Consider the following 25,256-nt stretch of genomic DNA (forward strand, 5'->3'; position numbering starts at 1 on the left):
AGATTGATGTGTAAATTGCATCAATCTGCAAAATTATCGCATTTCCAAAAACGGTCGTTTGAGTCGATAGCAATCCTCACAACGGGGCCGTCAGTCGCCCTGAATCGGGAGGAACGAATGACGACGAATCTGACGCGCCGGACCCTGCTCCTCGGCGCCGCCTCCCTGGGGGCCAGCAGTGCGCTCAGCACGATCGCCTGGTCCCAGGCGCCCTTTCCTTCGCGGCCGATGAAGCTCCTGGTCCCTTATGCGGCCGGCGGCGGCACGGATGCGATCGCGCGCCTCGTCGCGCAGGGCATCGGTGAAAGGCTCGGTCAGTCGCTGGTCGTCGAGAACAACGGATCAGCCGGTGGCAACCTCATCACGGCGCAGGCCGCGTCTTCGCCCCCGGATGGCTACACGGTCCTGCTCGCGAACCAGGGGCCGATGGTGGTCAACCCGCACCTGTACAAGAATGTCAAAGTCGATCCGCTGACAGCCTTCGATCCAGTGACCTTGATTGCCGATGCGCCGCTCGCACTGGTCGTCGCGCCGAAGTCGCCATTCCAGACCGCACGTGACCTGGTCGAGCACGCGCAGAAAAACGGCGGCAAGCTCACCTATGGCTCGGCTGGAAATGGCTCGGCGAGCCATCTCGCCACCGTGTTGCTCGCCAGAACCACCGGGTTTGAGGCGGTCCACGTTCCCTATCGCGGTGCCGGCCCGGCTCTGACCGACCTCCTCGCCGGACAAACGGACTTCATGGTCACGACCGTTCCCTCCGTGCTCGGTCTGATCGAAGGCAAGGCGGTCCGGTTGCTGGCGGTCACGAGCCCGCAGCGCACCAAGCTATTTCCCGACACCCCCACCGTGGCGGAACTCGGTTGGCCGGACTATCGAGCGACGGCTTGGTACGGGCTTGTTGTTCCAAAGGGCACGCCGGAACCCGTCATCAAGGCTCTTCGCGCCTCCACCGTGAGCACAATCACCAGCGACACGATCAAGGCGCGCCTGCGCAACGAAGGGGCTGAGCCGATCGGAAACGAACCGGCTGCCTTTGCCGAGATGATGCGCGCAGAGTCCAAGCGCTGGGCTGCGGTGATCAAGAGCGCCAACATGGCGATCTGACGGGCAGGGCGCGCCGGCCGGATCGGCGATGGGAAGGCCAAGCCGGGGAGAAGTGGCCCTTGTTCGACATTGATCGTCGATCGCGCCTCGGGGCTGACCCGCCAGGACGGCGCCGTATGGCCGGATTGGAGTAGTGCGCTCGTCTTCGGCGGGCTCGCCGGGCAGATGCTGGTTCGGCTCTCGACGCAGGGTGAGGCCGTGACCGGACAGGAGCGGCTGCTCGAGGGGGTGGGCGAACGCATCCGCGACGTTCAGCAGGGGCCGGACGGGTTCCTCTACCTGCTGAGCGACGCGCCCGACGGGAAGCTGCTGCGCGTCCGGCCGGCGAAGTAGCGGCGGAGGGCTGCAGGGCCAAGCCCTCCGAGCCTTCGGTGATGGCGGGGAAGGCATGCGGCGGTGGGGCGCCACTGGCGCTCGTGCGCCGTCCCGAAACCTGCTACCGCGCTGTCCGGCTCAGGGCTGGGAATCTCACGCGATGCAGGACGGCACTCTCTCGATCGGGATCATCGGCGCAGGCATCATGGGCGAGCGCCTGCTGAGCGCCATTCTGGATCAGTCTCCGCCGCTGGTGACGGTCGGCGGCGTCTGGGATCCGGCGCCTTCGGCGATGGCACGCATGGCGGCGGCCTTTCCGCAGGTTCCGCGCCTGGCCGATGCCGCGGCGATCATCGCCGCCAGCGACTGCGTCTACATCGCTTCGCCGCCCGCGTTCCATCTCGGTCACGCCCGGGCCGCGATCGCAGCCGGAAAGAGCGTGTTCTGCGAGAAGCCTTTGGCGGTCGATGTCGAGGATGCGCGCGCCTTCGTGGCAGAGGCCGGAAACAGAGGGGCCGTCAATTTTCCCTTCGCTTCCTCGCTTGCGGTCGCCACGCTGATGGACTGGATCGCGCAGGGTGCCGTCGGCACGGTGTCGCGCGTCACGATCGAGGTCGCCTTCGCGACCTGGCCCCGGTCGTGGCAGGCCGATGCCGCCGCCTGGCTGGACGGGCGGCAACAGGGCGGCTTCACCCGGGAGGTCGTGTCGCATTTCCTCTTCCTGAGCCGCAGGCTGTTCGGTCCGCTTCACGGTCTCTCCGGGCGCGCGGCGTTTCCGGAGGCCGGCCAGTCGGAGCGCTCGATCGAGGCGACGCTGATGGCCGGCGACATCCCGGTCGACCTCAAGGGCAGCGTCGGCAGCACGTCGAAGGATGATCACAACATCTGGATGCTGGAAGGCGACAAGGGCGCCGTCCGGCTCTGCGACTGGTCCATCGCCGAACGCCGCCTGCCCGACGGAACGTGGCAGCGCGCAGCCGATGCCCTGTCGCAGGTGGAGGCGCGGCCGATCGCGCTCAGGCGCCAGATCGAGGGGGTGGTCCGGCTGACGCGGGGGGAAGTGCACCATCTCGCGACGCTGACCGATGCACTGAACGTTCAGGAGATCGTCGAGGGCATTTTGGCCGGGGGCGTGACAGCCGCAGAGTAACCACAGCCTGGCGTCATACAATCTCCGCCAGCCGTGTGTCCTGCGCCAGCACCAGGCACCAATGCGGCTCGAAATCGGCGCCCAGCGGCCAGATGAAGTCCTTGAAGATCTCCAGCAGGCGGGACTGGTAGCGCTCGAACCAGGCGCGCCGGCAGAGCACGAATTTGGTCGCGCCGACGATGGTCTCGCGGTCGATGACGCAGAGCGGCACGATGTCGGGATTGGCTTCGAGATAGGCCTGCACCGCCACCATCAGCGTCGGGTAGCCGGGGTGGAGCATGTCGTCGAGAACGATCAGCCCGCCCTCGGCGAGGCAGGCGGTGGCCAGCGCGAGGTCGCGGCCGAGTGCGGCGCGGGAATGCTCTCCGTCGATATGGATGAAGCGCAAGGGGACGCCGCCGGCCTTTGCGATGAGGTCTGCGGGCGCCATCGCGCCGGCATCGCCCTTGATCGTGCGGCGGCGCTCCGGGCCAATGCCATGGCGGGCGCAATTGGCCTCGAAGCGCTGCTCGACGCCGGGGTCGGGCCAGGAGAAGATGTCCAGCGCCAGCGCGATTTCGCCTTCGTTCAGCGCATGGGCGAGGGCGATGAAGAAGCGGCCCTCGAAGGCGCCGATTTCGGCGATCGGGCCACGCACCCCTTCCTCGGATTGCAGCCGCAGCAGCCGCGCGCAGATCGCGGCGGCGAAGCGCGAGGACATGCCGACGACCTGGTCGTAGCCCGAGGCGAGATAGGCCTCGACCGCGTCGTGGCCGGAGAAGGGGAGGGCGGGCGTGGCTGGCTGATCCATGATGCCACTGTGACGATGCGGCAGAGCGCTGTCACCCCGGGATCGGCGCGGATCCGCGTCTGCTCCCGGATCAGCTCTTGGCGTGGAAGATGAAGAAGGCGCCGGCTGCGATCAGCGCGAAGCCGATGGCGTGATTCCAGGTCAGGCTCTCCTTGAGCCAGAACACCGAGAAACCGGCGAAGACCAGGAGGGTGATGACCTCCTGCATCGTCTTGAGCTCGGCGGTGGAATAGACGGCCGAGCCGATCCGGTTGGCCGGCACCGCCAGCATGTATTCCGGCAGTGCGATCATCCAGCTCGCCAGGATCGCGAGCCCGATCGCCGTGCTCTTGTAGCTGAGATGGCCATACCAGGCGAAGGTCATGAAGACATTGGAGCCGATCAGCAGGACGACCGGCAGGACATGGGCGGTGGTGAGGGAGGGCATCGCGGTTCTTCCGAGGCGTGGCCGGGAACGCCCGGCTTCCGGTTCGTTCGGCCGATGCCCCGGCTCAGCCGAAGCGCAGCTTCATCGACAGGATCAGCAGCACGAGGCAGAGCGTCAGCGCATTGGCGATGACGACCGGCCAGGACCCGATGTGGAGACCGTAGGTCAGCCAGAGCGCCGTCCCGGCAGCAAAGAGCGACTGGGTCCACAGCGAGATGGCCTTCGTGTCGCGGGTGCGGATGGTGCGCCAGGCCTGGGGCAGCCAGCACAGGCTGGTGAGCGCGGCGGCAGTGAAGCCGAGGAGTTCGATCGAGGCGGGCGACATGGCGGGTTCCGGCGGGGGCTGGCGCCCTCATAGCGGGATTCGCCGGCCCGCGCTGCCCTGGCGATGGTTAACCTCTCTTAACCGCCTCGCCCTAGTTTTGCGTCATTCCTGCAATTCGGTGGAGACCATGCGCACAACGATCCTGGCCCTGCCCCTCGTCCTCGTCGCCTCCGCCGCTTCGGCGCAGGGCGGTTTTTCCTCCTGCCTGTCCGGCTTGCGCAGCGATGCCGCGGCCAAGGGCGTGTCGGGGGCCACCTTCGACCGCGCCATGGCCGGCGTCGAGCCGGACATGAAGATCATCGAGGCGATGAACAACCAGCCGGAGTTCAAGACGCCGATCTGGGACTATCTGGGCACGCTGGTCGACGAGGAGAAGGTCGCGGAGGGGCGCGCGATGATGCGCCAGCACGCCTCGACGCTGGCGGCGGCCGAGCGGCGCTTCGGCGTCGACCGTCACACCATCGCCGCCGTCTGGGGCGTCGAGAGCGATTTCGGCAAGGCCAAGGGGCGCTGGCCGCTGGTGCAGGCGCTTTCCACGGGGGCGTGCCTGGCGCCGCGCCGCAACGCCTTCTTCAAGGGCGAATTGCTGGCGACGCTGCAGATCATCCAGCGCGGCGATCTGCGCCCCGAGCGGCTGTTCGGCTCCTGGGCCGGCGCCTTCGGCCACACCCAGTTCATCCCCTCGACCTATCTGCGGCTCGCCGTGGACGGCGACGGCGACGGGCGGCGCGACCTCGTCGATTCGATTCCCGATGCCCTGCATTCGACCGCCAACTTCATGGACAAGGCGGGCTGGGTCACCGGCGCGACCTGGGGCTACGAGGTCCGGGTGCCGCGCGGCTATGGCGGCTCGACGGGGCGAAACCCCAAGCGCCCGCTGTCGCATTGGGCGGGGCAGGGGATCGTCAAGTTCGACGGCTCGGCGCTCAACGGCACGGGCAATGCCGGGCTCCTGATGCCGGCGGGCCGCAACGGCCCCGCCTTCCTCGTCTTCAAGAACTACGACGCGGCTTTCAGCTACAACGGCGCCGACTCCTACGCGCTGGCGATCTCGCTGCTCTCCGACCGGTTGCGCGGCCGGCCGGGCGTGCAGGGCGAGTGGCCGACCGACGATCTGCCCCTGTCGCGCGAGCAGCGCCGCGAATTGCAGCGGCTCCTGATTGCGCGCGGCTACAATGTCGGTGAGCCGGACGGCGCCGTCGGCTCGCTGACGCGCGCGGCGATCCGGGATGTCGAGGCCAGGATCGGCATGCCCCCGACCGGACGGCCGGGCGAGAAAGTGCTGCGCGCGCTGAAGAGCGGGCGGGTGTGAGGCCCACGCTTTAGCGCACGGCCCGGAAGTGCTATGGATCGGGTCGTGGAGGGCGCGCCTATGAGCACGGTCATGGACGAGGCTGGACAGGTCACGATCACGATTCCCCGCGCTGTTCGCGAGCGCCTGGGGCTCACGGCGGGGAGCATGGTCGATTTTGCGTTCACCGAAGATGGCCAGGTGTCCCTCCGCAAAACCGTCGACGTGGCCGAGCGCATCGCTGCGCTGAAACGTCTGGCGGGCACGCTGAAAACGAACATGACCACCGACGAAATCATGGCGATGACCCGAGGCGAAGATTGACCACACTGGTCGACACGAACGTTCTCCTGGACGTCGTGACGATGAGCCCGGCGTGGATGACGCCGTCCTTGATGGCACTCGAACGCGCGCTGTCTGAAGGTGTGCTGATCGTCGATGACATCGTTTATGCCGAGCTTTCCGTGGGTCTCGAAAGCACCGCAGACACGGATGCCGTCTTGAGGTCGGTCGATGTCATTCTCGCACCCATCCCGCGCGAGGCGCTGTTCCTCGCGGGAAAAGCCTTCAAGTCATATCGAGAATCCGGCGGAACGCGGACGGGCGTGCTGCCGGATTTTTTCATCGGCGCTCATGCTCTGGTCGAGAATATCCCATTGCTGACCCGCGACCCCAAGCGCTACCGGACTTATTTTCCAACCGTCGAACTGATCGTTCCGACTGCTTGAGCCGCACGCATCCACCAGACCCCCGAGACCCCCTCGCATGTCCCGCCGCCTGATTTCCACCGGCTCGCCCTTCGAGACCGCCTTCGGCTATTCGCGGGCCGTGATCGACGGCGATCTCGTCTTCGTGTCCGGCACGACCGGCTATGACTATGTCACCATGACCCTGCCGGAGGATGCGGCCGAGCAGGCACGTAACATTTTCCGGACGCTGGATGCGGTGCTGACGGAGGCGGGCGCCTCGCTCGCGGGCGTGGTGCGGGCGCAGTATTTCGTCACCGACCGGGCTTATTGCGAGCCGGTGCTCGCCGTCTGCGGCGAGGTTTTCCGCGAGGTGCGCCCGGCAGCGGGCATCTATGTCGTGGCCGGGCTGCTGAAGCCCGAGATGAAGGTCGAGATCGAGGTGACCGCGCGGCTGGCGCGGCCCTGACATGGCGTCCGCGCCGCTTGCATGCGGGGGGCGTGCGCCCTAATCAGCCGCCATTGCAGGTTCAAGAAACGGCGAGGCGACGACCATGGCGACCCACAAGCTCCTGATGCTCCCCGGCGACGGCATCGGCCCCGAGGTGATGGGGCAGGTCGAGCAGATCGTCTCCTGGTTCGGCAAGCAGGGGCTCGCCTCCTTCGAGATCGAGAAGGGCCTCGTCGGCGGCGCCGCCTATGACGCGCACAAGCAGGCGATCTCTGAAGGCGACATGAAGCTCGCCCAGCAGGCCGACGCCGTGCTCTTCGGCGCCGTCGGCGGCCCGAAATGGGCGAATGTGCCCTATCAGCACCGCCCGGAGGCCGGGCTTTTGCGCCTGCGCAAGGATCTCGGCCTGTTCGCGAACCTGCGGCCGGCGATCTGCTATCCGGCGCTGGCCTCGGCCTCCTCGCTGAAGCCGGAGGTCGTGGAAGGCCTCGATATCCTGATCGTGCGCGAGCTCACCGGCGGCGTCTATTTCGGCGAGCCCAAGGAGATCGTGACACTGGAGGACGGCTCCAAGCGCGGCATCGACACGCAGCTCTACACCACCCCGGAGATCGACCGGATCTGCCGCGTTGCCTTCGAGCTGGCGCGCACGCGCCGCAACAAGGTCTCCTCGGCCGAGAAGCACAACGTCATGAAGACCGGCGTGCTCTGGAAGCAGACGGTCACCGCGCTGCATGCCAAGGACTACGCCGATGTCGAGCTCGAGCATGTGCTCGCCGACAACTGCGCGATGCAGCTGGTGCGCTGGCCCAAGCAGTACGACGTCATCGTCACCGATAACCTCTTCGGCGACATCCTCTCGGACGTGGCGGCGATGCTGACCGGCTCGCTCGGCATGCTGCCATCGGCCTCGCTCGGCGCCGAGGACCCGGCCACCGGCAAGCGCAAGGCGCTCTACGAGCCGGTCCATGGCTCGGCGCCGGACATCGCCGGCAAGGGGCTGGCGAACCCGATCGCGATGATCGGCTCGTTTGCCATGGCACTGCGCTACTCCTTCGGCGCGATCGAGGCGGCCGACCGGCTCGAAGGCGCGATTGCCGACGTTCTCGGCTCCGGCACCCGCACCAAGGACATCGCCGCGCCGGGCGCCAATGCCGTCTCGACCAGCGAGATGGGGCAGGCCATCGTCAAGGCGCTGGAGGCGCGCGGCTGAGGGCGCCTCGTCATTGCGAGCGGAGCGAAGCAATCCAGGACAGTGCCCTGAACGTCTGGATTGCTTCGTCGCTGTGCTCCTCGCAATGACGAAATCAAGACGTCGCGGCCAAGTGGCACCTCTCCCCCTCGTGAATTGCGTGCGGCGTCCGGCCATGCGCTAGAGTGGCGGCATCCGAAACGGAGCGATGCCGGTCCGATGCTGATCAAGAACCGTCCGAGCTGGTCCATTCCCGAGAGCGAGGCGACGCCGGAAGCGGTGTTCTTCAACCGCCGCGCCTTCATGGCGGGCGGGGCCGGCCTGATCGCGGGCGCTGCGCGTCCGGGGGGCGCCGCCGCCCAGGGCGCCGATCCGACGCTCGATCTCTACCCCGCCAAGCGCAACGCCGCCTACACGCTCGACCGGGCGGTGACCGACGAGGCGCTGGCGTCGAGCTACAACAATTTCTACGAGTTCGGCACGTCCAAGGACATCGTCGCGGCGTCGAAGCGGCTGGTGAGCCGGCCCTGGACCATCGCGATCGACGGCATGGTCGAGAAGCCCTTCGAGATCGGCTTCGACGATCTCGTGCGCAAGCTGCCGCTGGAAGAGCGGCTCTACCGTTTCCGCTGCGTCGAGAGCTGGTCGATGGCGGTGCCGTGGACGGGCATCCCGCTCAAGGCCTTCGTCGATCTCGCCCGGCCGCTGTCGGGTGCGAAATACATCCGCTTCGAAACCTTCCTCAACCCGCGCATGGCGCCGGGCCAGTCGGCCCGCTGGTATCCGTGGCCCTATACCGAGGGGTTGACCATCGCGGAGGCGACGAACGAGCTGCCGCTGCTGGTGACGGGCATCTATGGCAAGCCGATCCCGAGCCAGCATGGCGCCCCGGTGCGGCTGATCGTGCCGTGGAAATACGGGTTCAAGTCGGTGAAATCGATCACCAAGATCAGCTTCGTGGCGGAGCGGCCCAAGACCTTCTGGGAGGGGCTGCAGCCTGCCGAATACGGCTTCTGGGCCAATGTGAACCCGGCCGTGCCGCATCCGCGCTGGACCCAGGCCAGCGAGCAGCTGCTCGGCTCGCGCGACCGCCGGCCGACGCTGCTCTACAATGGCTATGAGGAGCAGGTCGCCGGGCTCTACAAGGGGCTGGACGGCGAAAAGCTGTTCATGTGAGCGGGTGACGGCGCGGCCGGCGATGGCCTAGGATGGCGCCATGCCGTCCTTTTGCCTCTTCCCGACACCGATCGGCCGTTGCGCCCTGGTCTGGCGGGGCGACCGCATCATCGGCGCGCAACTCCCCGAGCCCGACGAGGACACGGCCTGCCGGCGGCTGGCGCGGCGGTTCCCGCGAGCCGTCGAGGCGCCGCCGCCCGCCTTCATCGCGGCGGCCATCACGGAGATCGTGGCGCTGCTGGACGGTGAGGCGCGCGATCTCTCGCATCTGCCTGTCGATCTCGATGCAGTCCCCGCCTTCGAGCGGCGCGTCTACGAGGTCGCCCTGAGCATTCCGCCCGGCGAGACGATGACCTATGGCGCGGTTGCGGCCCGGCTCGGCCAGCCCGGGGCGGCGCGGGCCGTCGGCGTCGCGCTCGGCCGCAATCCGGTGCCGATCATCGTACCCTGCCACCGCGTGCTCGCGGCCGGCGGCCGGACCGGCGGCTTCTCGGCCGAGGGGGGCGTCGAGACCAAGCTGCGCCTCCTGACCATCGAGAAGGCGCGCACGGACGCGGCGCCGGGCCTCTTCGAGGCCCTGCCGCTGGCGGCGCGGCCTTCACGGGCGGCGGGATGAACGCGGCGGGGCCGCTGCGCGTTGCCTGCTCTCACAGACCCTTTCCGCACCACAACTGAGGAGTTCCCCTTCATGGCCCCCTTCAAGCTCGCCATCATCGTCGGCAGCAACCGCAAGGCGTCGATTAACCGCAAGCTGGCGCAGGCGCTGGCGAAGCTCGGCGAGGGGAGCTTCGCGGCGAGCTTCGCGCACATCGACGACCTGCCGATGTACAATCAGGATCTCGAGGGCGAGGCATGGCCGGAGAGCGCGACGCGACTGAAGGAGGCGATCGCGGAGGCCGATGCCGTGCTGGTCGTCACGCCGGAGCACAACCGCTCGATCCCCGCCGTGCTGAAGAACGCGATCGACTGGGCTTCGCGTCCCTCGGGCAAGGGCGTCTGGGGCGGCAAGCCCGCCGCCATCATCGGCACCAGCCCCGGCGGCGTCGGCACCGCCTGCGCCCAGCAGCATCTGCGCGACATCCTCGGCAACCAGGGGGCGCTGGTGATGGGCGGCCAGATGTTCATCACCTGGAAGGAAGGCCTGGTCGACGAGGCCGGTACCGTCACGGTCGAGGCGACGCGCGGCTTCCTGCAAGGCTTCATGGACAGGTTCGCCGGGCTGGTCGGGAAACTGGCGGCCTGATCCACCGCCGGCCGCGGCCCGCGCGCCGCAGCCAAAAAAAGGGCCGGCGTCCCGTGAGGGAGCCGGCCTTTGAAGTTTGAAACATCCGGCTCAAACGCCAAACATCTCAGAGGGGAACGGCTGAAACGAACTCGATGCCGGGAGGAGATAGCAGAGCCCGTTCCGAACAACCGTGACTGCTATATCGGTCGCCATCTGCCTTTTTGCAATGCAGCATTGATTGGGTCCGCCATGCGCAGATTGCATGAACCGCGATCATATGGCGCAATTTGAGCCTAAATCATTGATAAATATGCACGCAGCGCAGCCGGAGCTTGCCGTTAGGGCAAGAGATCGTCAATCCATTGCTGCAGCGCAGCATAACATTGCGGCGGCCGGGGGCACCAACGAGACGTGCCGGGCGTTGGGAACGCCCGGCACTAAGCGAATCAGCGGGTGGCGGCGTCGGTCAGTAGGTCCAGCGCTGGGCCTTCTGGATCAGGAAGTCGCGGAAGACCTGCACACGCGCGACCGACTTCATCTCTTCCGGATAGACCAGATAGCTCTCGAGCTGAGGCATCTCGGTCTCGCGCATCAACTGCACCAGCGGCGAGCCCGTCTCGATCAGGTAGTCGGGGAGCACGGCGATGCCGGCGCCGGAATCGACGGCCCGCTTCATCGCGGTGATGTTGTTGACGGTGAGGTGGATCGGGCGGGGATTGCGCTGATCGCGACCCAGCGAACCGAGCCAGTGCACCGCCGTCAAATAGGACGGCGAGGTGCCACCGAAGGAGAGGATGCGGTGGTTGTCCAGATCCTCATGGGACTTGGGCTCGCCGAAGCGCTTCACATAGGCCGGCGAACCGTAGACGTGGAAATGGACGGTGAAGAGCTTGCGCTGGATCAGGTCCGGCTGCTGCGGTTGGCGCAGGCGAATGGCGATGTCGGCCTCGCGCATCGACAGGTTGAGTTCCTCATCGGTGAGGATGAGATCGACCTTGATGTCGGGGTAGAGGTCGAGGAACTCTGCCAGGCGCGGGGTCAGCCAATGGCCGCCGAGACCGCGGGTGGCCGTGACCTTGAGCTCGCCGGAGGGGTGCTCGCGGGTTTCCGAGAGCTGGGCCCGCGTCCGCTCGAGGCGCTGCGTCATCTCGCGCGCCGCGCGCCAGAGCAGTTCACCCTGCTCGGTCAGGATCAGCCCGCGGGTGTGGCGGTGGAACAGCGGCGCGCGCAGTTCGCGCTCCAGCGCGCCGATCTGGCGGCTGACGGCGGATTGGCTCAGCCCGAGAACATCGCCAGCTTTGGTGAAGCTGCCGGACTCGGCGACGGTATAAAAAATCCTGATGCGGTCCCAATCCACCGCGCTTCCCCCGTTATGCGTTAGGCGCATGTTGGAGGCTAAAATCTTGGAACGTCAACGCCCCTGTCGCATCACGGCGTTCTTTTCACCCTGAATTTGGTTACAAAGACGATCAATTTTCGTGATGAGTTGAAACAGGGCCGCCTATTCGGCCGCCCTGAGTTGTTCCAGTTCGGTCGCCTGCAACCAGCGCTCGGCATCGAGGGCAGCCATGCAGCCCATGCCGGCGGCCGTCACGGCCTGGCGATAATGCTCGTCGGTGACGTCCCCGGCGGCGAAGACGCCCGCGATGTTGGTGCGGCTGGTGCCCGGCTCGACGTCGAGATAGCCGGTCTCGTTCATGGCGAGCTGCCCGGCGAAGAGCTCGGTCGCCGGCTTGTGGCCGATGGCGATGAAGACGCCGTCGGCCTTCAGGTCGCGCTCGACGCCGGTCTTCAGGTTGCGCAGGCGCAGATGGGTGACGTTGGGAGGCTGCGTCCCGCCGCAGATCTCCGCCACCTCGGAATCCCAGACGACCTCGACCTTCGGATGCTTGAACAGCCGATCCTGCATCACCTTCTCGGCGCGCAGCGTATCGCGGCGGTGGACCAGCGTGACCTTGCTGGCGAGGTTGGCGAGATACAGCGCCTCTTCGACCGCGGTGTTGCCTCCGCCGACGACCGCAACCTCCTTGTTGCGGAAGAAGAAGCCGTCGCAGGTGGCGCAGGCCGAGACGCCGAAGCCCTGGAAGGCCTGTTCGGAGGGCAGGCCGAGCCATTTCGCCTGGGCGCCGGTGGCGATGATCAGCGCGTCGCAGGAATAGGTCGCGTCGCCGTCGCCCCAAAGGCGGAAGGGACGCTGCGAGAGATCGACGCGGGCGATGTGGTCGGAGACCATGCGCGTGCCCATGTGCTCGGCCTGGGCGCGCATCTGCTCCATCAGCCAGGGGCCCTGGATGACGTCGGCGAAGCCCGGATAATTCTCGACGTCCGTGGTGATCATCAGCTGGCCACCGGCCTGCATCCCCGAAATCAGCACCGGCTCGAGCAGGGCGCGGGCGGCGTAGATCGCGGCGGTGTAGCCGGCCGGGCCTGAACCGACGATCATCACGCGGGCATGGGTGTGGGCCATGTTGAATTCCTCTTGCTTGCCCTCCCGACATACGCCGCCGGATCGACGATGCAAGCGCACGGGCTTTCAAGATCAGGCGAGGCGCAGCTGCTGCCTGTGCATAAGCCAACGCTGGCGGACGGCGTCGGCGATCGCTTGCGTCGAATCGACCGGCGCATAGCGCTCGCCCGCCAGCCGCCCCTCGAAGTGATGGACCATGCCCTGCCGCTTCAGCGACTCGAGGAATTTCGCCAGCTTGCCGTGCCCGCCATGCGGCTCGAACACCAGGATCGGGGCGCCGGTCGCTGTCGCCTCGCCGATCATGTTGGTCGAATCCGCCGTCGTGACGATGGCGTCGGCATGGGCGAGCAACGCGACATAGGGGTTCTCGCCGGTGCCGTCCCACCACCAGCCCCCATGGCGGGCGAAGACGGCGGCGACGGCGGCGTCAAGTGCCGGCGAGGTGCGGCGCGAGCGCGAGCCCATCAAAGCGACGCCCGAGCGCGCGAGCGCCTCGAGCCCCTCGGCGAAGCGAGCGATGTCTTCGGGCCTGAAGCGGTGATGGCGGCTGTCCCCGCCGACGAGGATCGCGGCGCGCGGGGTGGGCAGGGCAGCGATGGCGGCGGGCGGGGCGCGGCGCGCCGCCTCCAGGCGCTGCGGCGCCAGGCCGTGCGGGGAGGTCGTCGTGACCAGGACGTTCTCGCCGCGCAGGCGGTCGTGCTCGGCGACCCAGAGGAAGTCGGCCGAGCCCGCGCCCGTGCGCGGATCCTTCAGGATGACGGTGAAGGTGGCGCCGTTCGAGGCCTTCTTCACCGCCCGGACATAGGCGATCGCACGGCGCCCCGAGGCGATGACGATGTCCGGGAAGGGCGGGCGGATCGGGCTGCCGGGCCGGTCGGGAGCCTCGCGCGGGTCGATCGGGCCGCGCGGCATCAGCCAGGCGAAGGGTTTTCGCGGCGCGATCCGCCGGATCTCGGGGGTGACGCCCAGCCGCTCGGCGACGCCCAGGCACTGGACCTGGTCGCCGGCCTTGCCGTCGGTCAGCACCCAGACGGTCGGAGTGGGGTCGGCTTGCAAGGCAGGCTCCTGCGGTGGCTCGCCGGCTTCGGCACGGCACGTGCCTTGTATCGCCAAGACGCTGCGTCTACACCAGCGCAACCTTGATCCGGGACCCCTCGTGCGCTCCAAACTCGACGATATCGACCTGGCGATCCTGCGCGAATTGCAGGGGGACGGGCGGATGACCAATGTCGAGCTGGCGAGCCGGGTCGGCATCTCCCCGCCGCCCTGCCTGCGCCGCGTGCGGGCGCTGGAGGAAGCGGGGCTGATCACCGGTTACCGGGCACAGCTCGACGAGGGCAAGCTCGGCTTCGAGGTGGTCTGTTTCGCCTTCGTCCATCTGGCGAGCCAGGCCGAGGCCGATCTCGAGGTGTTCCAGGCGCGGATCCGGGGGTGGGCCGCGGTGCGCGAGTGCTGGAAACTCTCCGGCGATATCGATTTCATGCTGAAATGCGTGGCGCCGGACCTGAAGGCCTTCCAGGACTTCGTCGGCGAGCTGACGGGCCTGCCCAATGTCCGCAATGTCCGCACGGCACTGGCGCTCGACCGGGTCAAGGACGAGCCGATCGTGCCGTTCGCGTGAGGTGATGTCCGCCGTTCGTCGGGCCGGCGCGGCCGATCTCCCCGCCATTCTCTCGCTCTACGCGCAGTTGAGCCCGGGGGACCTTCTGCCCGACGCCGTGGCGGCCGAGGCGACCTGGAACCGCATGCTGTCGAGCGACATGATGAGCGTTCATGTGGCCGAGTTCGAAGGTGCCGTTGTGGCGACCTGCGTCCTGATCGTCGTGCCGAACCTGACGCGCGATCAAAGGCCGTTTGCGCTGATCGAGAACGTGGTCAGCGCCGCCGCGCTGCGCGGGCGCGGTCTCGGCAAGGCCGTCGTCCGCGCGGCCGTCGCCCATGCCTTCGCGCTGGACTGCTACAAGGTCATGCTGATGACGGGCCGCTCCGATCCGGCAGTGCTCGGCTTCTATGAAGCCTGCGGCTTCCAGCGGGGGAAGACCGCCTTTCAGATCAGGAACCCGGCTCAACCGCCGAGATAGCGCCTGATCCAGAGGGCGTTGTTCTCGATCAACGCGGCGACGCGGCGCTGATCGACATCGGGCCGATACCAGGCGCCGCCAGAATCCGAGCCTATGGTGGACAGGATCGTCCATTGGCCCAGAACCTCGCCGCGCGGACCGGTCAGAACGTAGTCGGCATCGAAATTGTCCATGCTGGCGCCGCCGGCGCTAAACTTGCCACCGCCGCCGGCCCAGCTCGCCAGCCAGACGCCCTTGACGGTGACTGTGAGAACCGGTCCGCCCCGGCGGATCATCGGGGCGAGCGTGGTCGCGAGCTGGCGCTCGAGGTCGCGCTTGATCTCCTGCGATCGCGGACCCCAGCCCTGCGCTGCAAGGCGGGCGGTGTCGACGCGGATCGCGCCGACGGTCCTCGCCTGCGCCAGCGCGGGACCGGTCGCGGCGAGCATCGCGCCGGCCATGGCCTGCAGGATCAATGAGCGGCGGGTCGTCATGGCTGATGCTCCCAGATGTCGCCCATCCATGTGGTGTCGCGAGCCGGCCACGCCAAGGTTTCAGGCGTGCTGCCGGCACTGACGCGGCCGCGGCTAGCGGAAGTCGACGCTGACGACCTCGTAGGACTTGCCGCCGCCGGGCGTGTTGACCTGCACGGAATCGCCGACCTTCTTGCCGATCAGCGCGCGCGCGATCGGCGAGCCGATCGAAACCTTGCCGGACTTCACGTCCGATTCAGGCTCGCCGACGATCTGGTAGCTCTTCTCTTCCTCGGTGTCGTCGTCGATCAGCTTGACGGTGGCGCCGAACTTGATCGTGTCGCTGCCGGCGAGCTTCGCGACGTCGATGATGTCGGCCCGGCCGATCAGGGATTCGAGCTCCTGGATGCGGCCCTCATTGAGCGCCTGCGCTTCCTTGGCGGCATGATACTCGGCGTTCTCCGAGAGATCGCCATGGGCGCGGGCCTCCGAGATCGCTGCGATGATGCGCTGGCGCTGGACCTGCTGGCGGTCCTTGAGTTCGGCCTCCAGAGCGGCGAAGCCGCCGGGGGTCATCGGAACCTTTTCCATCGTCTCGTCCCATCATCCGAAAGCGGGTGCCCGCCGGCGGCTTTCTGGCCGCCTGCGCCCCGCTTCTCGTCGTTTATAAAACTTCGTCGGCGCCCCGCCCTCAGGCAGCGTTCACGAAGTAGGATTGCAGCGACCTCACCTCGAGATCGCCGCTGCAGTAGGCCTTGATGCCTTCCGCCGCCGCGATCGCTCCGGCCAAGGTGGTATAATAGGGAACCTTGTGCAAGAGGGCCGTTCGGCGGAGCGAACGGGAATCCGCCAGCGCCTGCGGGCCGTCCGTGGTGTTGAAGACGAGCTGGATTTCGCCGTTCTTGATCGCGTCGACGACGTGCGGACGGCCTTCCAGCACCTTGTTGATCTTGGCGGCCGCGATGCCCTCCTCCTGGAGGAGGCGCAGGGTGCCGCCGGTCGCCAGCACGCGGAAGCCGAGATCGGCCAGCATGCGGACGCTCTCGACGATGCGTGGCTTGTCCTCGTCGCGCACCGAGACGAAGACCGTGCCCTTGACCGGCACCTTCGAGCCGGCGCCGAGCTGGCTCTTGGCGAAAGCGATGTCGAAGGAGCGGTCCAGCCCGATGACCTCGCCGGTAGAGCGCATTTCCGGGCCGAGCAGCACGTCGACGCCGGGGAAGCGGGCGAAGGGGAACACCGCCTCCTTGACGCCGACATGGCCGAGCGTCTGCGCCTTCAGGCCGAAGCTCGCCAAGCTCTCGCCGGCCATGATGCGGGCCGCGATCTTGGCGACGGGGATGCCGACGACCTTGGCGACGAAGGGCACCGTGCGCGAGGCGCGCGGGTTGACCTCGAGCACATAGATCTCGCCGTCCTTGATCGCATACTGGACGTTCATCAGCCCGCCGACATCGAGCGCCAGCGCCATGGCGCGCGTCTGGCGCTCCAGTTCGGCGATGGTCTCGGGCGACAGCGAGCGCGGCGGCAGCGAGCAGGCCGAGTCGCCGGAATGGATGCCGGCCTCCTCGATATGCTCCATGATGCCGGCGATGAAGGCGTCCTTGCCGTCGGCCAGGCAGTCGACATCGACCTCGATCGCGTCCGACAGATAGCGGTCGAACAGCAGCGGGTTCTTGCCGAGCACCGTGTTGATCTGGCCGGTCTTGTCGTTGGGGTATTTGGCCTTGACCTCGGAGGGGATCAGCGAGGGCAGGGTGCCGAGCAGATAATCCTCGAACATCGCCTCGTCGCGGATGATCGCCATGGCGCGGCCGCCGAGCACATAGGACGGGCGCACGACGAAGGGCAGGCCGAGTTCGGCCACGATCATGCGGGCCTGCTCGACCGAATAGGCGATGCCGTTCTTGGGCTGCTTGAGCTGCAGCTTGTCGAGCAGGCGCTTGAAGCGGTCGCGATCCTCGGCGAGGTCGATTGCGTCGGGTGAGGTGCCGAGGATCGGGATGCCGGCCTCTTCGAGCGCGTTCGCCAGCTTGAGCGGGGTCTGCCCGCCGAACTGGACGATGACGCCGTGCAGCGTGCCGTTCTGCCTCTCGGTCTCGAGGATCTCGAGCACGTCCTCGGCGGTCAGCGGCTCGAAATAGAGCCGGTCGGAGGTGTCGTAGTCGGTCGACACCGTCTCCGGGTTGCAGTTGACCATGATGGTCTCGTAGCCGGCATCCTTCAGCGCATAGCAGGCATGGCAGCAGCAATAGTCGAACTCGATGCCCTGGCCGATGCGGTTGGGACCGCCGCCGAGGATGACGACCTTCTTGCGGTCCGTCGGCTTGGCCTCGTCGGCGGCCTGGCCGGCGAAGGGCATGGCATAGGTTGAGTACATATAGGCCGTGGGCGAGGCGAATTCGGCGGCGCAGGTGTCGATGCGCTTGTAGACCGGGCGCACGGCGAGCGAACGCCGCAGCGCCCGCACCTCGGCCTCGGTCCTGCCGGCGACGGCGGCGAGCCGCTTGTCGGAGAAGCCCATCGCCTTGACCTGCCGGAAGGCGCCCGGCGTCTGCGGCAGGCCGAACTGCCGAATCTTCTCCTCGGTGTCGACGATGCCGCGCATCTGCTCGAGGAACCAGGGATCGATCTTGCAGCTCTCATGGACCTGCGCGTCGGTGAAGCCGAAGCGCATCGCCTGCGCGACCTGGAGGATGCGGTCGGGCGTCGGCGTCGAGAGCGCGGCCTTGATCGCGTTCTTGTCGTCGCCCTTGCCCATGCCCTCGACCTCGATCTCGTCGAGGCCGTCGAGCCCGGTCTCCAGCGAGCGCAGCGCCTTCTGCAAGCTTTCCTGGAAGGTGCGGCCGATCGCCATGGATTCGCCGACCGACTTCATCGCGGTGGTCAGCGTCGGCTCGGCGCCGGGGAACTTCTCGAAGGCGAAGCGAGGGATCTTGGTGACGACATAGTCGATCGTCGGCTCGAAGGAGGCCGGGGTCGCGCCGCCGGTGATGTCGTTCTCGATCTCGTCGAGCGTGTAGCCGACGGCCAGACGCGCCGCGACCTTGGCGATCGGGAAGCCGGTCGCCTTGGAGGCCAGCGCCGAGGAGCGCGAGACGCGCGGGTTCATCTCGATGACGATCATCCGGCCAGTCTCGGGATCGACCGCGAACTGCACGTTCGAGCCGCCGGTCTCGACACCGATCTCGCGCAGGACCGCGAGCGAGGCGTCGCGCATGATCTGGTATTCCTTGTCGGTCAGCGTCAGCGCGGGCGCGACCGTGATCGAATCGCCGGTGTGAACCCCCATCGGGTTGAGGTTCTCGATCGAGCAGACGATGATGCAGTTGTCGTTCCTGTCGCGAACGACCTCCATCTCGTACTCCTTCCAGCCGAGCACGCTCTCCTCGATGAGGATTTCGCTGGTCGGGGAGGCGTCGAAGCCGCGCTCGCAGATCTCGATGAACTCGCCCTTGTTGTAGGCGATGCCGCCGCCGGTGCCGCCCATGGTGAAGGACGGGCGGATGATCGCCGGCAGGCCGATATCCTCCAGCGCGGTCAGCGCCTGGCCGAGATTCTTGACATGGTGCGAGCGCGGGGTGTCGAGTCCGATCTTGGTCATCGCCTCGCGGAACAGCTCGCGATCCTCGGCCTTGTCGATGGCTTCGGCGGTGGCGCCGATCATCTCGACGTCGAACTTCTCGAGCACGCTGATCTTGCTGCCGTCGGGCTGCGGAATCGTCTTCTGGTTGAGGGAGAGGGCGCAGTTCAGAGCGGTCTGCCCGCCCATGGTCGGCAGCAGGGCGAAGCCGCCGGGGAGCACGTTGCGCTCCTTCTCGATGATCTTGGCGACGATCTCGGGCGTGATCGGCTCGACATAGGTCGCATCCGCCAGCTCGGGATCGGTCATGATCGTGGCCGGGTTCGAATTAACCAGGACGATGCGGTAGCCCTCGGCCTTCAGCGTCTTCACGGCCTGCGTGCCGGAATAGTCGAACTCGCAGGCCTGGCCGATGATGATGGGGCCGGCGCCGATGATCAGGATGGTCTTGATGTCTGTGCGCTTGGGCATGGGGCTCGACTTCGTCTTGAGGCAGGCGCGCGCACTCGCTGCCGTCCGATCACGAGAGCGGGCCGGTGCGAGCGCCTGAGATGAATGCTAGGCGCTCGCTATAGAGGGGAGGAGCGGCGCAGGGAAGCGGAAAGCGCGCGAGCACACAGCCTGCTGCGGCGCGAACGCTGTTCAGGCTTCGTTGGGGCAAAGCCTGTAAGGAGGCACGATGCCGCTGCGCCGCTACCCCCGCCAGACCCGCCAGCTCCTGGCCTATGTGCTTGCCGGCGGGCTCACCGCTGTCGCGCATTACGGTGTGCTGGTCGCGCTGGTCGAGCTCGCGCAGGTCGATCCGGTGCCGGCGACCCTGGCGGGCTTCGTCGTCGGGGCCGTGGTCTCCTACACGCTGAACCGCTGGATGACCTTCGAGGCGACCCGCAGCCACGCCCAGGCGAGCTGGCGCTTCGGCCTGATCGCCGTCGGCGGGTTCGGGCTGACGTGGGCGCTGATGCACCTGTTCGTGACGCGGCTGGCCCTGCCCTATCTGCCGATGCAGTTCGTTACCACCGGATTCGTGATGGTGTTCTCGTTCCTGGGGCACAAGTTCTTTTCGTTCGCCGACCGGTCGGGGTGAGGCCGTAGCCCGCGAGGCTGTTCAGGCCTGGGCTTTGACGTGGGCGAGAAAGGCCCGCATGGCCGCGCTGGGGTGCCGCCGGTTGGGGTAATAGAGAAACCAGCTCGGGAGCCGCGGGCTCCAGTCCCGCATCAGTTCGATCAGCTGCCCATCGTCGAGATAGGGCTTGGCATAGGTATCGAAGACATGGGCGATGCCTTGGCCCGCCAACGCGGCCTGCACCTCCTGATGGGCCGAGCCCAGCGTCAGCCGCGCCTCGGGCGCAATCGACAAGGCCTCCCCATCCTTCTCGAACTCCCAGGTGGCCAACGACCCGCCGGGGAAACGGCGGCGGATGCAATCATGGCCGATCAGGTCCTGCGGGCTCAGCGGCGTTCCGCGGGCGTCGCGATAGGCGGGCGAGCAGACGATGGCGTAGCGCAGGGGCGGGCCCAGGGGCGTGGCGATCATGTCCTGGGCCAGCTGCCGGCCGAAGCGCACGCCCGCGTCGAAGCCCCGCTCGACGATGTCGATGAGGGCGGCGTCGCTGACGATCTCGACCTTCACATCGGGATAGCGGTGCATGAAATCGAACACGAGCGGGCACAGAACATGCTCCACGGCGGGGGCAGGCGCGTTGATGCGGATCAGGCCCGAGGGAGTGTCGCGCAACTGGTTGAGGTCTTCCAGCGCCTCCCGGATGTCGTCCAGGGCCGGCGCGAGCCTTGCGAGGAGGCGGGCTCCCGCCTCGGTCGGCGCGACGCTGCGCGTCGTGCGGTTCAGAAGCCGGATGCCCAGGGCCTCCTCCAGCGTCGTCACGGTCTGGCTCAGCGCCGAGGACGAGACCCGCCGCTCGCGCGCCGCGGCCCGAAATCCACCGCAGCGGATGATCGTGGCGAAGACCTCCAGATTGTCGAGTCGGAGCGGGCTCATTGCAAGGCAGGCCTTATCAAGCTGGTCGCGTCTGGGAAGCTTATGCGCGCGCCGCGGCGCTGTCATCCTGTGCCAGCAAGACTTGGCCACGACCGAAACGGGATGACGATGATCCGACCGACCCTCAACCGCCGAACGATCATGCTGTCCGCAGCGAGCGGCAGCGCCGGCCTCATGCTGGGGCCACCGGGCGCCGGTCGCGCCAGCGCTCAAACGCCGACGGGTACCGCCGCCAATGCCGGCTTCTATCACTTTCGTGTCGGCGACATCCGCGCGACGGTGCTGAGCGATGGCGTGATCGGCGGGCCGCCGCGAATCTATGCCAGCGACGCTCCGGAGGCGGATCTGCAGACCGTGCTGCGGCGCGCCTTCCTCCCGACCGACCACCTCACCTTGAACCTGAACACGCTCCTGATCGAGACCGGCGGTCGACGCATCCTGCTCGAAGCGGGCGCAGGGGGGACGATGGGTTCCAATGGCGGCCGCCTCTTCGCCCATCTCGCCGGCATCGGCCTGACGCCGGGCGACATCGACGTGATCGTCGTCTCGCACACCCATCCCGACCATGTCGGCAATCTGCGGGGAGCCGATGGCGGCAGGGCCTTCCCCCGGGCCACGGTCTTCGCACCGAAGGCCGATTGGGACTTCTTCGTCAAAGGCGAGCCCGATCTGTCCTACATGCCGGTGCCTGCGGATTTCCGGACCCGGTTTGGCGCGGCGATCAAGCGGAGTCTGGAGCCCGTTGCCGCGACGATCGAACTCTACGAGCCTGGCCGCGAGATCGTTCCCGGCCTCACCACCCTCGCCGCCGGGGGGCACACACCCGGCATGGTCGCATTTCTCGTCCATTCCGGAAGCGATCAACTGCTGCTGACGGCGGACCTCGCTTACCACCCCGTCGTCAACATCGACCGCCCGTGGCGCCCCGGCCCCGACCGGGACAAAGAGGCGGCGCTGGCTGCGCGCAGACGGATATTCGACCGCGCCGCGGCGGAGCAAATGCTGGTTCTCGGCTTCCACTACCCGTTCCCGGGGCTCGGCCGCATGCTGAAGATCGACGGCGGCTATGCTTGGGTTCCCGCAGTATGGCGGTTCTAGCCGACGCACGGGCGCTACAGCGGCGCGCCTCTGACGCCCTCACAGCTGCGGCAACCGCCCTTTTCTGATGCACGCCAACCGCCCCCAACCTGAAAGAACAGCAAGATGCCATTCGTCAACATCAAGACCCCGGAAGCCGCACTCAGCCTGGCCCAGAAGGAGCAGATCGTCCATCGCGTCACGGACCTGCTCGTCGAATATTTCTCCGAGGCGGCCCGGCCGCATACGATGGTGCTGATCGAGGAGGTGAAGGACGGCGGCTATGCTCGGGCCGACGAGGTTTTTGTCGTCCCGCAGGCCTATCGTGCCGAGCAAAGCGCGATGCCAGCCGAGGTCGCGACATGACCTGCACGCCTTCGCTTCCCGTGGCACGTGGCACCTCCTGGCGGATTCCGTAGACGGCTTGAACCGCAGCCAGTCCTCATTGGGTGTCAGGCTGGATTGCGCGCCGCGAATGTCATCCGGTGCGGGTTGTCGCCAAATTCGGCTGGCGTTCGATCCCGTCATAGCCGGCTTCGGCGATCAGCGCGGTGATCTTCTCGGCCCGGTAGGTTGAGAGGCCGTACTGGGCCCTGAGCTTGCGATAGTCCGAGAAGTGCGCACGAGGCCCGCCAGCGCCGCGGTCAGGAACCCGCCGCGCCAGGCGAAGGCGAGGAGCTGCGAGGCGTCGGTCAGCGGGCTGACATCGGGTGGGATGATGTCGGCGACGATGAGTTCGCCGCCCGGCTTGAGCTTGCCGCGCCAGGTGGCGAGCAGGGCGACGTGTTCGTCGCGCGAGAGATACTGGATCAGCGAATTGGCGACGACGAGATCGAGGGTTGCGTCGGGCAGCGCCTCGACCTCCTCGGGCGAGACCACGGCGACGTTCGGCTTGCCACCCAGCATCGCGCGCGGCTTCTCGCGGGCACTGGGCGCGGCTTCGCAGAGAAAGCGTTTTCCGCAGGCGGCGGCGACGCGGCCGGCATCGAGCGCCTCGCCGCAGCCATGGTTGAGCACCACGGCGTCGGAGGCGGGGATATGACCGATCAGGTCGCTTGCGATCTGGCGGTCATGCGCCTGAAGCACCTGTTCGCGGCGTCGGCGGCCTGCCCGAGCTGGCGATCCGGGTCGTCAGCATGGGCATCGTGAGGTGTTCTCGTCCGAGGCGCGCGCCTTCGGATTGGCCGACCCAGCGGGCAGTTCGGGCGCCGCCTATGACGGCAGGTGATCCAGGGAGATCCGCCCGGCAGCGAGATCAGCCAGGAGCGCGACATGGACATCCAGCGCGTCGATGACCGGATAGCCTGGGCTCTGCCCGTCGAACGCCAGGTTGAGGTCGGTTCCCGCCAGAACGATCGCGTCGGCGCCCGCCACGATCATGCGCTTCCCGGCCTCGAGGAACAGTTCCCGCGGTGCCGGTGTGCAGACACCCGCGACGGCAATGTCCTGATAGGCTTGGCCGAGGAGTTCGATCTCGTCATCGAGCGCGATCGCCTCCGTGCGCGCAAGCTGGCCATAAAGCCGGGTCCGCATGACCACCCGCGTTCCCAGGAGCCCGATCCGCCTGATGCCCTTCCCGACGAAAAAGGCATCGAGCGGAGCGACGGCGGACACGATCGGCAAGGGCGAGAGCGCCACCAGGTCATCCAGGCAGAAATGCGCACCGAGCGAGGACAGGGCCACGCAATCGCATCCCGCATGGTTCAGGCGTTCGACCAGGGGAACGAAGGCTTTTGCCTGCTCGGCCCTGTGATCTGCGAGATTGTTGCGGATCAGCTCCTGGATCTCGCCGTGAACGATGGTGAGATCGAGCTTTGAGACGCCGCGTTCGGCCGCCGCCGCCACGAGGCGCTGGTAGTAGACCACTGTCGCCGCGACACCGATTCCGCCGATCAAGCCGATATGCATCGGACGTCTCCTCATGAGTGTAGTGGCGGCGCTCCGACCTAACCCGCCTTGCGCGCGACCAGAGTCAGCCGATGCGGGTTGTGGCCGAAATTCTTCGCGGGCGTCGCGTCCTCGAAGCCGGCGGCTGTGATCAGCCCGGCAATCTCGTCAATGCGGTAGGTTGAGAGGCCGTATTGCGCCCGCAGCTTGCGGTAGTCCGAGAAGGCGGTGCGGACAAGCCCGGCCAGCGCCGCCGTGAGGAACCCGCCGCGCCAGGCGAAGGCGAGGAGCTGCGAGGCGTCGGTCAGCGGGCTGACATCGGGCGGGATGATGTCGGCGACGACGAGTTTGCCGCCCGGCTTGAGCTTGCCGCGCCAGGTGGCGAGCAGAGCGACGAGTTCGTCGCGCGAGAGGTACTGGATCAGCGAGTTGGCGACGACGAGATCGAGGGTTGCGTCGGGCAGAGCCTCGACCTCCTCGGGCGAGACCACGGCGACGTTCGCCTTGCCGCCGAGCATGGCGCGCAGCTTGTCGCGCACGCTGGGCGCGGCCTCGCAGAGATAGAGCTTGCCGCAATTTCCGGCGACGCGGCCGGCGTCGAGCGCCTCGCCGCAGCCATGGTTGAGCACGACGGCGTCGGGCGCGGGGATATGGCCGATCAGGTCGGTCGCGATCTGGCGGTAATGCAGCGTCTTGTGGCGTGGCGAGACATAGATCGCGTGTTCGCCGTTCCAGAAATCGCGCCAGGACATGCTTCGCCGTTCCGCCAGGATGCGCGGCTGCCTCCGCGCGAGAGGCGAGCACTATGCCGCCGGCGACCCGCTTAGCAAGCGCGGGGGAATATCAGAGCGGCGCGACGACTCGATCCTCATGGGCCTGGATGAAGGTCAGCGCGGCGCCGCGGAACATCGTCCAGGCCGGGACTTCGCGGCCGCCGACCTGGCCGCGCACATCGTGGCGCAGGAGTTCCGGATCGGCGCCTTCACCCGGCAGGATGCCATCGGGATCGATTCGGGCCGAGCGGCAGAGCGCGCGGGCGATGCGGGTGATGCGGTCGTCGTCCATCGTTGTCCCGTCAGGCGGCAGGGGCGTCCTCGTGCCGGTGAACGCGCCTGGCCGTCCGGGGTTCCCCGAGCCGTCCCGATCCCCCGAGTCGTGCGTGCGGTCATGGCACGAGGCTCAACCGGCCTCGGGATCGGGCGCGAAGCGGATGCCGATCTCGCCGCGCTGGATCCAGACGATGGTGGCGCGCTTCGAGACCTCCATCACCTCGTCCTGCAGATGCAGTTCGAGCGGCAGCGGCCGGTCGCTCTGGGGTTTCAGGCGTGCCCCCGTCGCCGAGAGATCGAGGATGCGGCATTCGACGAGGAAGCGCTGCGAGCGGTCGAACAGCTTCGCCATCCGCAGATGCGAGCGCCAGCGCTTCGAAAACCGCTTGTCCATTCCGTTGCGCCCGCTCCCTTCGATTTGTGGAGGCATCCTGCCGGATCGGGATGGAGCGAGGCTGACGTTGCTGTTTGGTTGCCGGAGGTTTCCTCGACAGCTTCGACATGCTCTAAATTGGCGCGGGGTGAGGGC

General features: G+C 67.3%; 31 protein-coding genes. 16 read left to right on the top strand and 15 right to left on the bottom strand.

The features are described from left to right. The first annotated feature begins 117 nt into the window (after positions 1-117). The 3 genes from SJY11_RS09895 (at position 118) to SJY11_RS09905 (ending at position 2,572) form a co-directional block, all read left to right on the top strand. Complete coding sequence (locus SJY11_RS09895; RefSeq protein WP_376986414.1) at positions 118-1,107, top strand: Bug family tripartite tricarboxylate transporter substrate binding protein; 990 nt, start codon at positions 118-120, stop codon at positions 1,105-1,107. 21 nt (positions 1,108-1,128) lie between these two features. Continuing rightward, on the top strand, positions 1,129-1,440 hold the full coding sequence (locus SJY11_RS09900) for a PQQ-dependent sugar dehydrogenase (protein ID WP_376989290.1): 312 nt from the start codon (positions 1,129-1,131) through the stop codon (positions 1,438-1,440). A gap of 142 nt (positions 1,441-1,582) precedes the next feature. Beyond that, on the top strand, positions 1,583-2,572 hold the full coding sequence (locus tag SJY11_RS09905; RefSeq protein ID WP_376986416.1) for a Gfo/Idh/MocA family protein: 990 nt from the start codon (positions 1,583-1,585) through the stop codon (positions 2,570-2,572). Positions 2,573-2,585: 13 nt separating this feature from the next. On the opposite strand, the gene SJY11_RS09910 is transcribed toward SJY11_RS09905, so the two are convergent. From SJY11_RS09910 to SJY11_RS09920, 3 genes are all read right to left on the bottom strand, one after another. Continuing rightward, positions 2,586-3,362, bottom strand: a complete 777-nt coding sequence (locus SJY11_RS09910) for a class I SAM-dependent methyltransferase (RefSeq protein ID WP_376986417.1) — start codon at positions 3,360-3,362, stop codon at positions 2,586-2,588. Between the two features lie 70 nt (positions 3,363-3,432). Next, a complete protein-coding gene (locus tag SJY11_RS09915; protein ID WP_376986418.1) occupies positions 3,433-3,789 on the bottom strand; it encodes a DMT family protein in 357 nt (118 codons plus the stop codon). A 64-nt stretch (positions 3,790-3,853) separates the two neighbouring features. Next, positions 3,854-4,114: a SemiSWEET family sugar transporter gene (locus SJY11_RS09920; RefSeq protein WP_376986419.1), complete on the bottom strand. Its 261-nt coding sequence runs from the start codon at positions 4,112-4,114 to the stop codon at positions 3,854-3,856. 127 nt (positions 4,115-4,241) lie between these two features. On the opposite strand from SJY11_RS09920, the gene SJY11_RS09925 reads away from it, so the two are divergent. The 8 genes from SJY11_RS09925 to SJY11_RS09960 all read left to right on the top strand — a co-directional run bounded on the left by SJY11_RS09925 (position 4,242) and on the right by SJY11_RS09960 (position 10,153). Then, complete coding sequence (locus SJY11_RS09925) at positions 4,242-5,426, top strand: lytic murein transglycosylase (RefSeq protein WP_376986420.1); 1,185 nt, start codon at positions 4,242-4,244, stop codon at positions 5,424-5,426. A 60-nt stretch (positions 5,427-5,486) separates the two neighbouring features. Further along, positions 5,487-5,729, top strand: coding sequence for an AbrB/MazE/SpoVT family DNA-binding domain-containing protein (locus SJY11_RS09930; protein WP_376986421.1), 243 nt, complete (start codon positions 5,487-5,489; stop codon positions 5,727-5,729). Next, positions 5,726-6,133 carry a type II toxin-antitoxin system VapC family toxin gene (locus SJY11_RS09935; RefSeq protein ID WP_376986422.1) on the top strand — a complete coding sequence of 136 codons (408 nt, stop codon included), beginning with the start codon at positions 5,726-5,728 and terminating at the stop codon, positions 6,131-6,133. The genes SJY11_RS09930 and SJY11_RS09935 overlap by 4 nt, the downstream gene beginning before the upstream one ends. Before the next feature lie 37 nt (positions 6,134-6,170). After that, positions 6,171-6,560, top strand: coding sequence for a RidA family protein (locus SJY11_RS09940; RefSeq protein ID WP_326909023.1), 390 nt, complete (start codon positions 6,171-6,173; stop codon positions 6,558-6,560). 85 nt (positions 6,561-6,645) lie between these two features. Beyond that, entirely contained in the window at positions 6,646-7,755 is a 1,110-nt protein-coding gene (gene leuB / locus SJY11_RS09945; RefSeq protein ID WP_376986423.1) for a 3-isopropylmalate dehydrogenase, read from the top strand. 198 nt (positions 7,756-7,953) lie between these two features. Then, complete coding sequence (gene msrP, locus SJY11_RS09950; protein ID WP_376986424.1) at positions 7,954-8,910, top strand: protein-methionine-sulfoxide reductase catalytic subunit MsrP; 957 nt, start codon at positions 7,954-7,956, stop codon at positions 8,908-8,910. A gap of 40 nt (positions 8,911-8,950) precedes the next feature. Further along, on the top strand, positions 8,951-9,526 hold the full coding sequence (locus tag SJY11_RS09955; protein WP_376986425.1) for a methylated-DNA--[protein]-cysteine S-methyltransferase: 576 nt from the start codon (positions 8,951-8,953) through the stop codon (positions 9,524-9,526). Positions 9,527-9,598: 72 nt separating this feature from the next. Further along, positions 9,599-10,153 (top strand): NADPH-dependent FMN reductase, encoded by a 555-nt coding sequence (locus SJY11_RS09960; protein ID WP_376986427.1) that lies wholly within the window; start codon positions 9,599-9,601, stop codon positions 10,151-10,153. A gap of 448 nt (positions 10,154-10,601) precedes the next feature. Here SJY11_RS09960 and SJY11_RS09965 read toward each other — a convergent pair whose 3' ends face one another. The 3 genes from SJY11_RS09965 to SJY11_RS09975 form a co-directional block, all read right to left on the bottom strand. Further along, entirely contained in the window at positions 10,602-11,492 is an 891-nt protein-coding gene (locus SJY11_RS09965; protein WP_376986428.1) for a LysR family transcriptional regulator, read from the bottom strand. 144 nt (positions 11,493-11,636) lie between these two features. Next, positions 11,637-12,602 (bottom strand): thioredoxin-disulfide reductase, encoded by a 966-nt coding sequence (gene trxB / locus SJY11_RS09970; protein WP_376986429.1) that lies wholly within the window; start codon positions 12,600-12,602, stop codon positions 11,637-11,639. A 72-nt stretch (positions 12,603-12,674) separates the two neighbouring features. Further along, positions 12,675-13,658, bottom strand: a complete 984-nt coding sequence (locus SJY11_RS09975) for a mitochondrial fission ELM1 family protein (RefSeq protein ID WP_376986430.1) — start codon at positions 13,656-13,658, stop codon at positions 12,675-12,677. Between the two features lie 100 nt (positions 13,659-13,758). Here SJY11_RS09975 and SJY11_RS09980 point away from each other — a divergent pair, with 100 nt between their 5' ends. Together SJY11_RS09980 and SJY11_RS09985 are read left to right on the top strand one after the other, a co-directional pair. Beyond that, complete coding sequence (locus SJY11_RS09980; protein WP_376986431.1) at positions 13,759-14,223, top strand: Lrp/AsnC family transcriptional regulator; 465 nt, start codon at positions 13,759-13,761, stop codon at positions 14,221-14,223. A 4-nt stretch (positions 14,224-14,227) separates the two neighbouring features. Then, positions 14,228-14,683, top strand: coding sequence for a GNAT family N-acetyltransferase (locus tag SJY11_RS09985; RefSeq protein ID WP_376986432.1), 456 nt, complete (start codon positions 14,228-14,230; stop codon positions 14,681-14,683). Here the strand turns inward: SJY11_RS09985 and SJY11_RS09990 are convergent. From SJY11_RS09990 to carB, 3 genes are all read right to left on the bottom strand, one after another. Further along, complete coding sequence (locus tag SJY11_RS09990) at positions 14,668-15,156, bottom strand: hypothetical protein (protein ID WP_376986433.1); 489 nt, start codon at positions 15,154-15,156, stop codon at positions 14,668-14,670. The two genes, SJY11_RS09985 and SJY11_RS09990, sit on opposite strands and share 16 nt — an antisense overlap. 93 nt (positions 15,157-15,249) lie before the next feature. Beyond that, positions 15,250-15,726, bottom strand: coding sequence for a transcription elongation factor GreA (gene greA, locus SJY11_RS09995; protein ID WP_376986434.1), 477 nt, complete (start codon positions 15,724-15,726; stop codon positions 15,250-15,252). Between the two features lie 100 nt (positions 15,727-15,826). Then, a complete protein-coding gene (carB, locus tag SJY11_RS10000; RefSeq protein ID WP_376986435.1) occupies positions 15,827-19,189 on the bottom strand; it encodes a carbamoyl-phosphate synthase large subunit in 3,363 nt (1,120 codons plus the stop codon). Positions 19,190-19,397: 208 nt separating this feature from the next. On the opposite strand from carB, the gene SJY11_RS10005 reads away from it, so the two are divergent. Next, complete coding sequence (locus SJY11_RS10005; protein WP_376986436.1) at positions 19,398-19,802, top strand: GtrA family protein; 405 nt, start codon at positions 19,398-19,400, stop codon at positions 19,800-19,802. A 21-nt stretch (positions 19,803-19,823) separates the two neighbouring features. On the opposite strand, the gene SJY11_RS10010 is transcribed toward SJY11_RS10005, so the two are convergent. Beyond that, complete coding sequence (locus SJY11_RS10010; protein WP_376986437.1) at positions 19,824-20,780, bottom strand: LysR family transcriptional regulator; 957 nt, start codon at positions 20,778-20,780, stop codon at positions 19,824-19,826. Positions 20,781-20,855: 75 nt separating this feature from the next. Here SJY11_RS10010 and SJY11_RS10015 point away from each other — a divergent pair, with 75 nt between their 5' ends. Both SJY11_RS10015 and SJY11_RS10020 read left to right on the top strand, forming a co-directional pair. Beyond that, positions 20,856-21,812, top strand: coding sequence for an MBL fold metallo-hydrolase (locus tag SJY11_RS10015; protein WP_376989291.1), 957 nt, complete (start codon positions 20,856-20,858; stop codon positions 21,810-21,812). 105 nt (positions 21,813-21,917) lie between these two features. Next, positions 21,918-22,157, top strand: a complete 240-nt coding sequence (locus tag SJY11_RS10020) for a tautomerase family protein (RefSeq protein ID WP_376986438.1) — start codon at positions 21,918-21,920, stop codon at positions 22,155-22,157. A 177-nt stretch (positions 22,158-22,334) separates the two neighbouring features. Here the strand turns inward: SJY11_RS10020 and SJY11_RS10025 are convergent, their stop codons facing one another. The 5 genes from SJY11_RS10025 to SJY11_RS10045 all read right to left on the bottom strand — a co-directional run bounded on the left by SJY11_RS10025 (position 22,335) and on the right by SJY11_RS10045 (position 25,121). Next, positions 22,335-22,877, bottom strand: a complete 543-nt coding sequence (locus tag SJY11_RS10025) for a class I SAM-dependent methyltransferase (RefSeq protein WP_376986440.1) — start codon at positions 22,875-22,877, stop codon at positions 22,335-22,337. 126 nt (positions 22,878-23,003) lie between these two features. After that, positions 23,004-23,714 carry an aspartate/glutamate racemase family protein gene (locus tag SJY11_RS10030; protein ID WP_376986441.1) on the bottom strand — a complete coding sequence of 237 codons (711 nt, stop codon included), beginning with the start codon at positions 23,712-23,714 and terminating at the stop codon, positions 23,004-23,006. A 23-nt stretch (positions 23,715-23,737) separates the two neighbouring features. Next, positions 23,738-24,430, bottom strand: coding sequence for a class I SAM-dependent methyltransferase (locus tag SJY11_RS10035; RefSeq protein ID WP_376986442.1), 693 nt, complete (start codon positions 24,428-24,430; stop codon positions 23,738-23,740). Between the two features lie 91 nt (positions 24,431-24,521). Beyond that, complete coding sequence (locus tag SJY11_RS10040; RefSeq protein ID WP_376986443.1) at positions 24,522-24,743, bottom strand: hypothetical protein; 222 nt, start codon at positions 24,741-24,743, stop codon at positions 24,522-24,524. 114 nt (positions 24,744-24,857) lie between these two features. Next, positions 24,858-25,121, bottom strand: a complete 264-nt coding sequence (locus SJY11_RS10045) for a PilZ domain-containing protein (RefSeq protein WP_376986444.1) — start codon at positions 25,119-25,121, stop codon at positions 24,858-24,860. Positions 25,122-25,256: the final 135 nt, after the last annotated feature.

The sequence above is a fragment of the Allobosea sp. R86505 genome, assembly GCF_042466375.1.
Classification (GTDB): Bacteria; Pseudomonadota; Alphaproteobacteria; order Rhizobiales; family Beijerinckiaceae; genus Allobosea.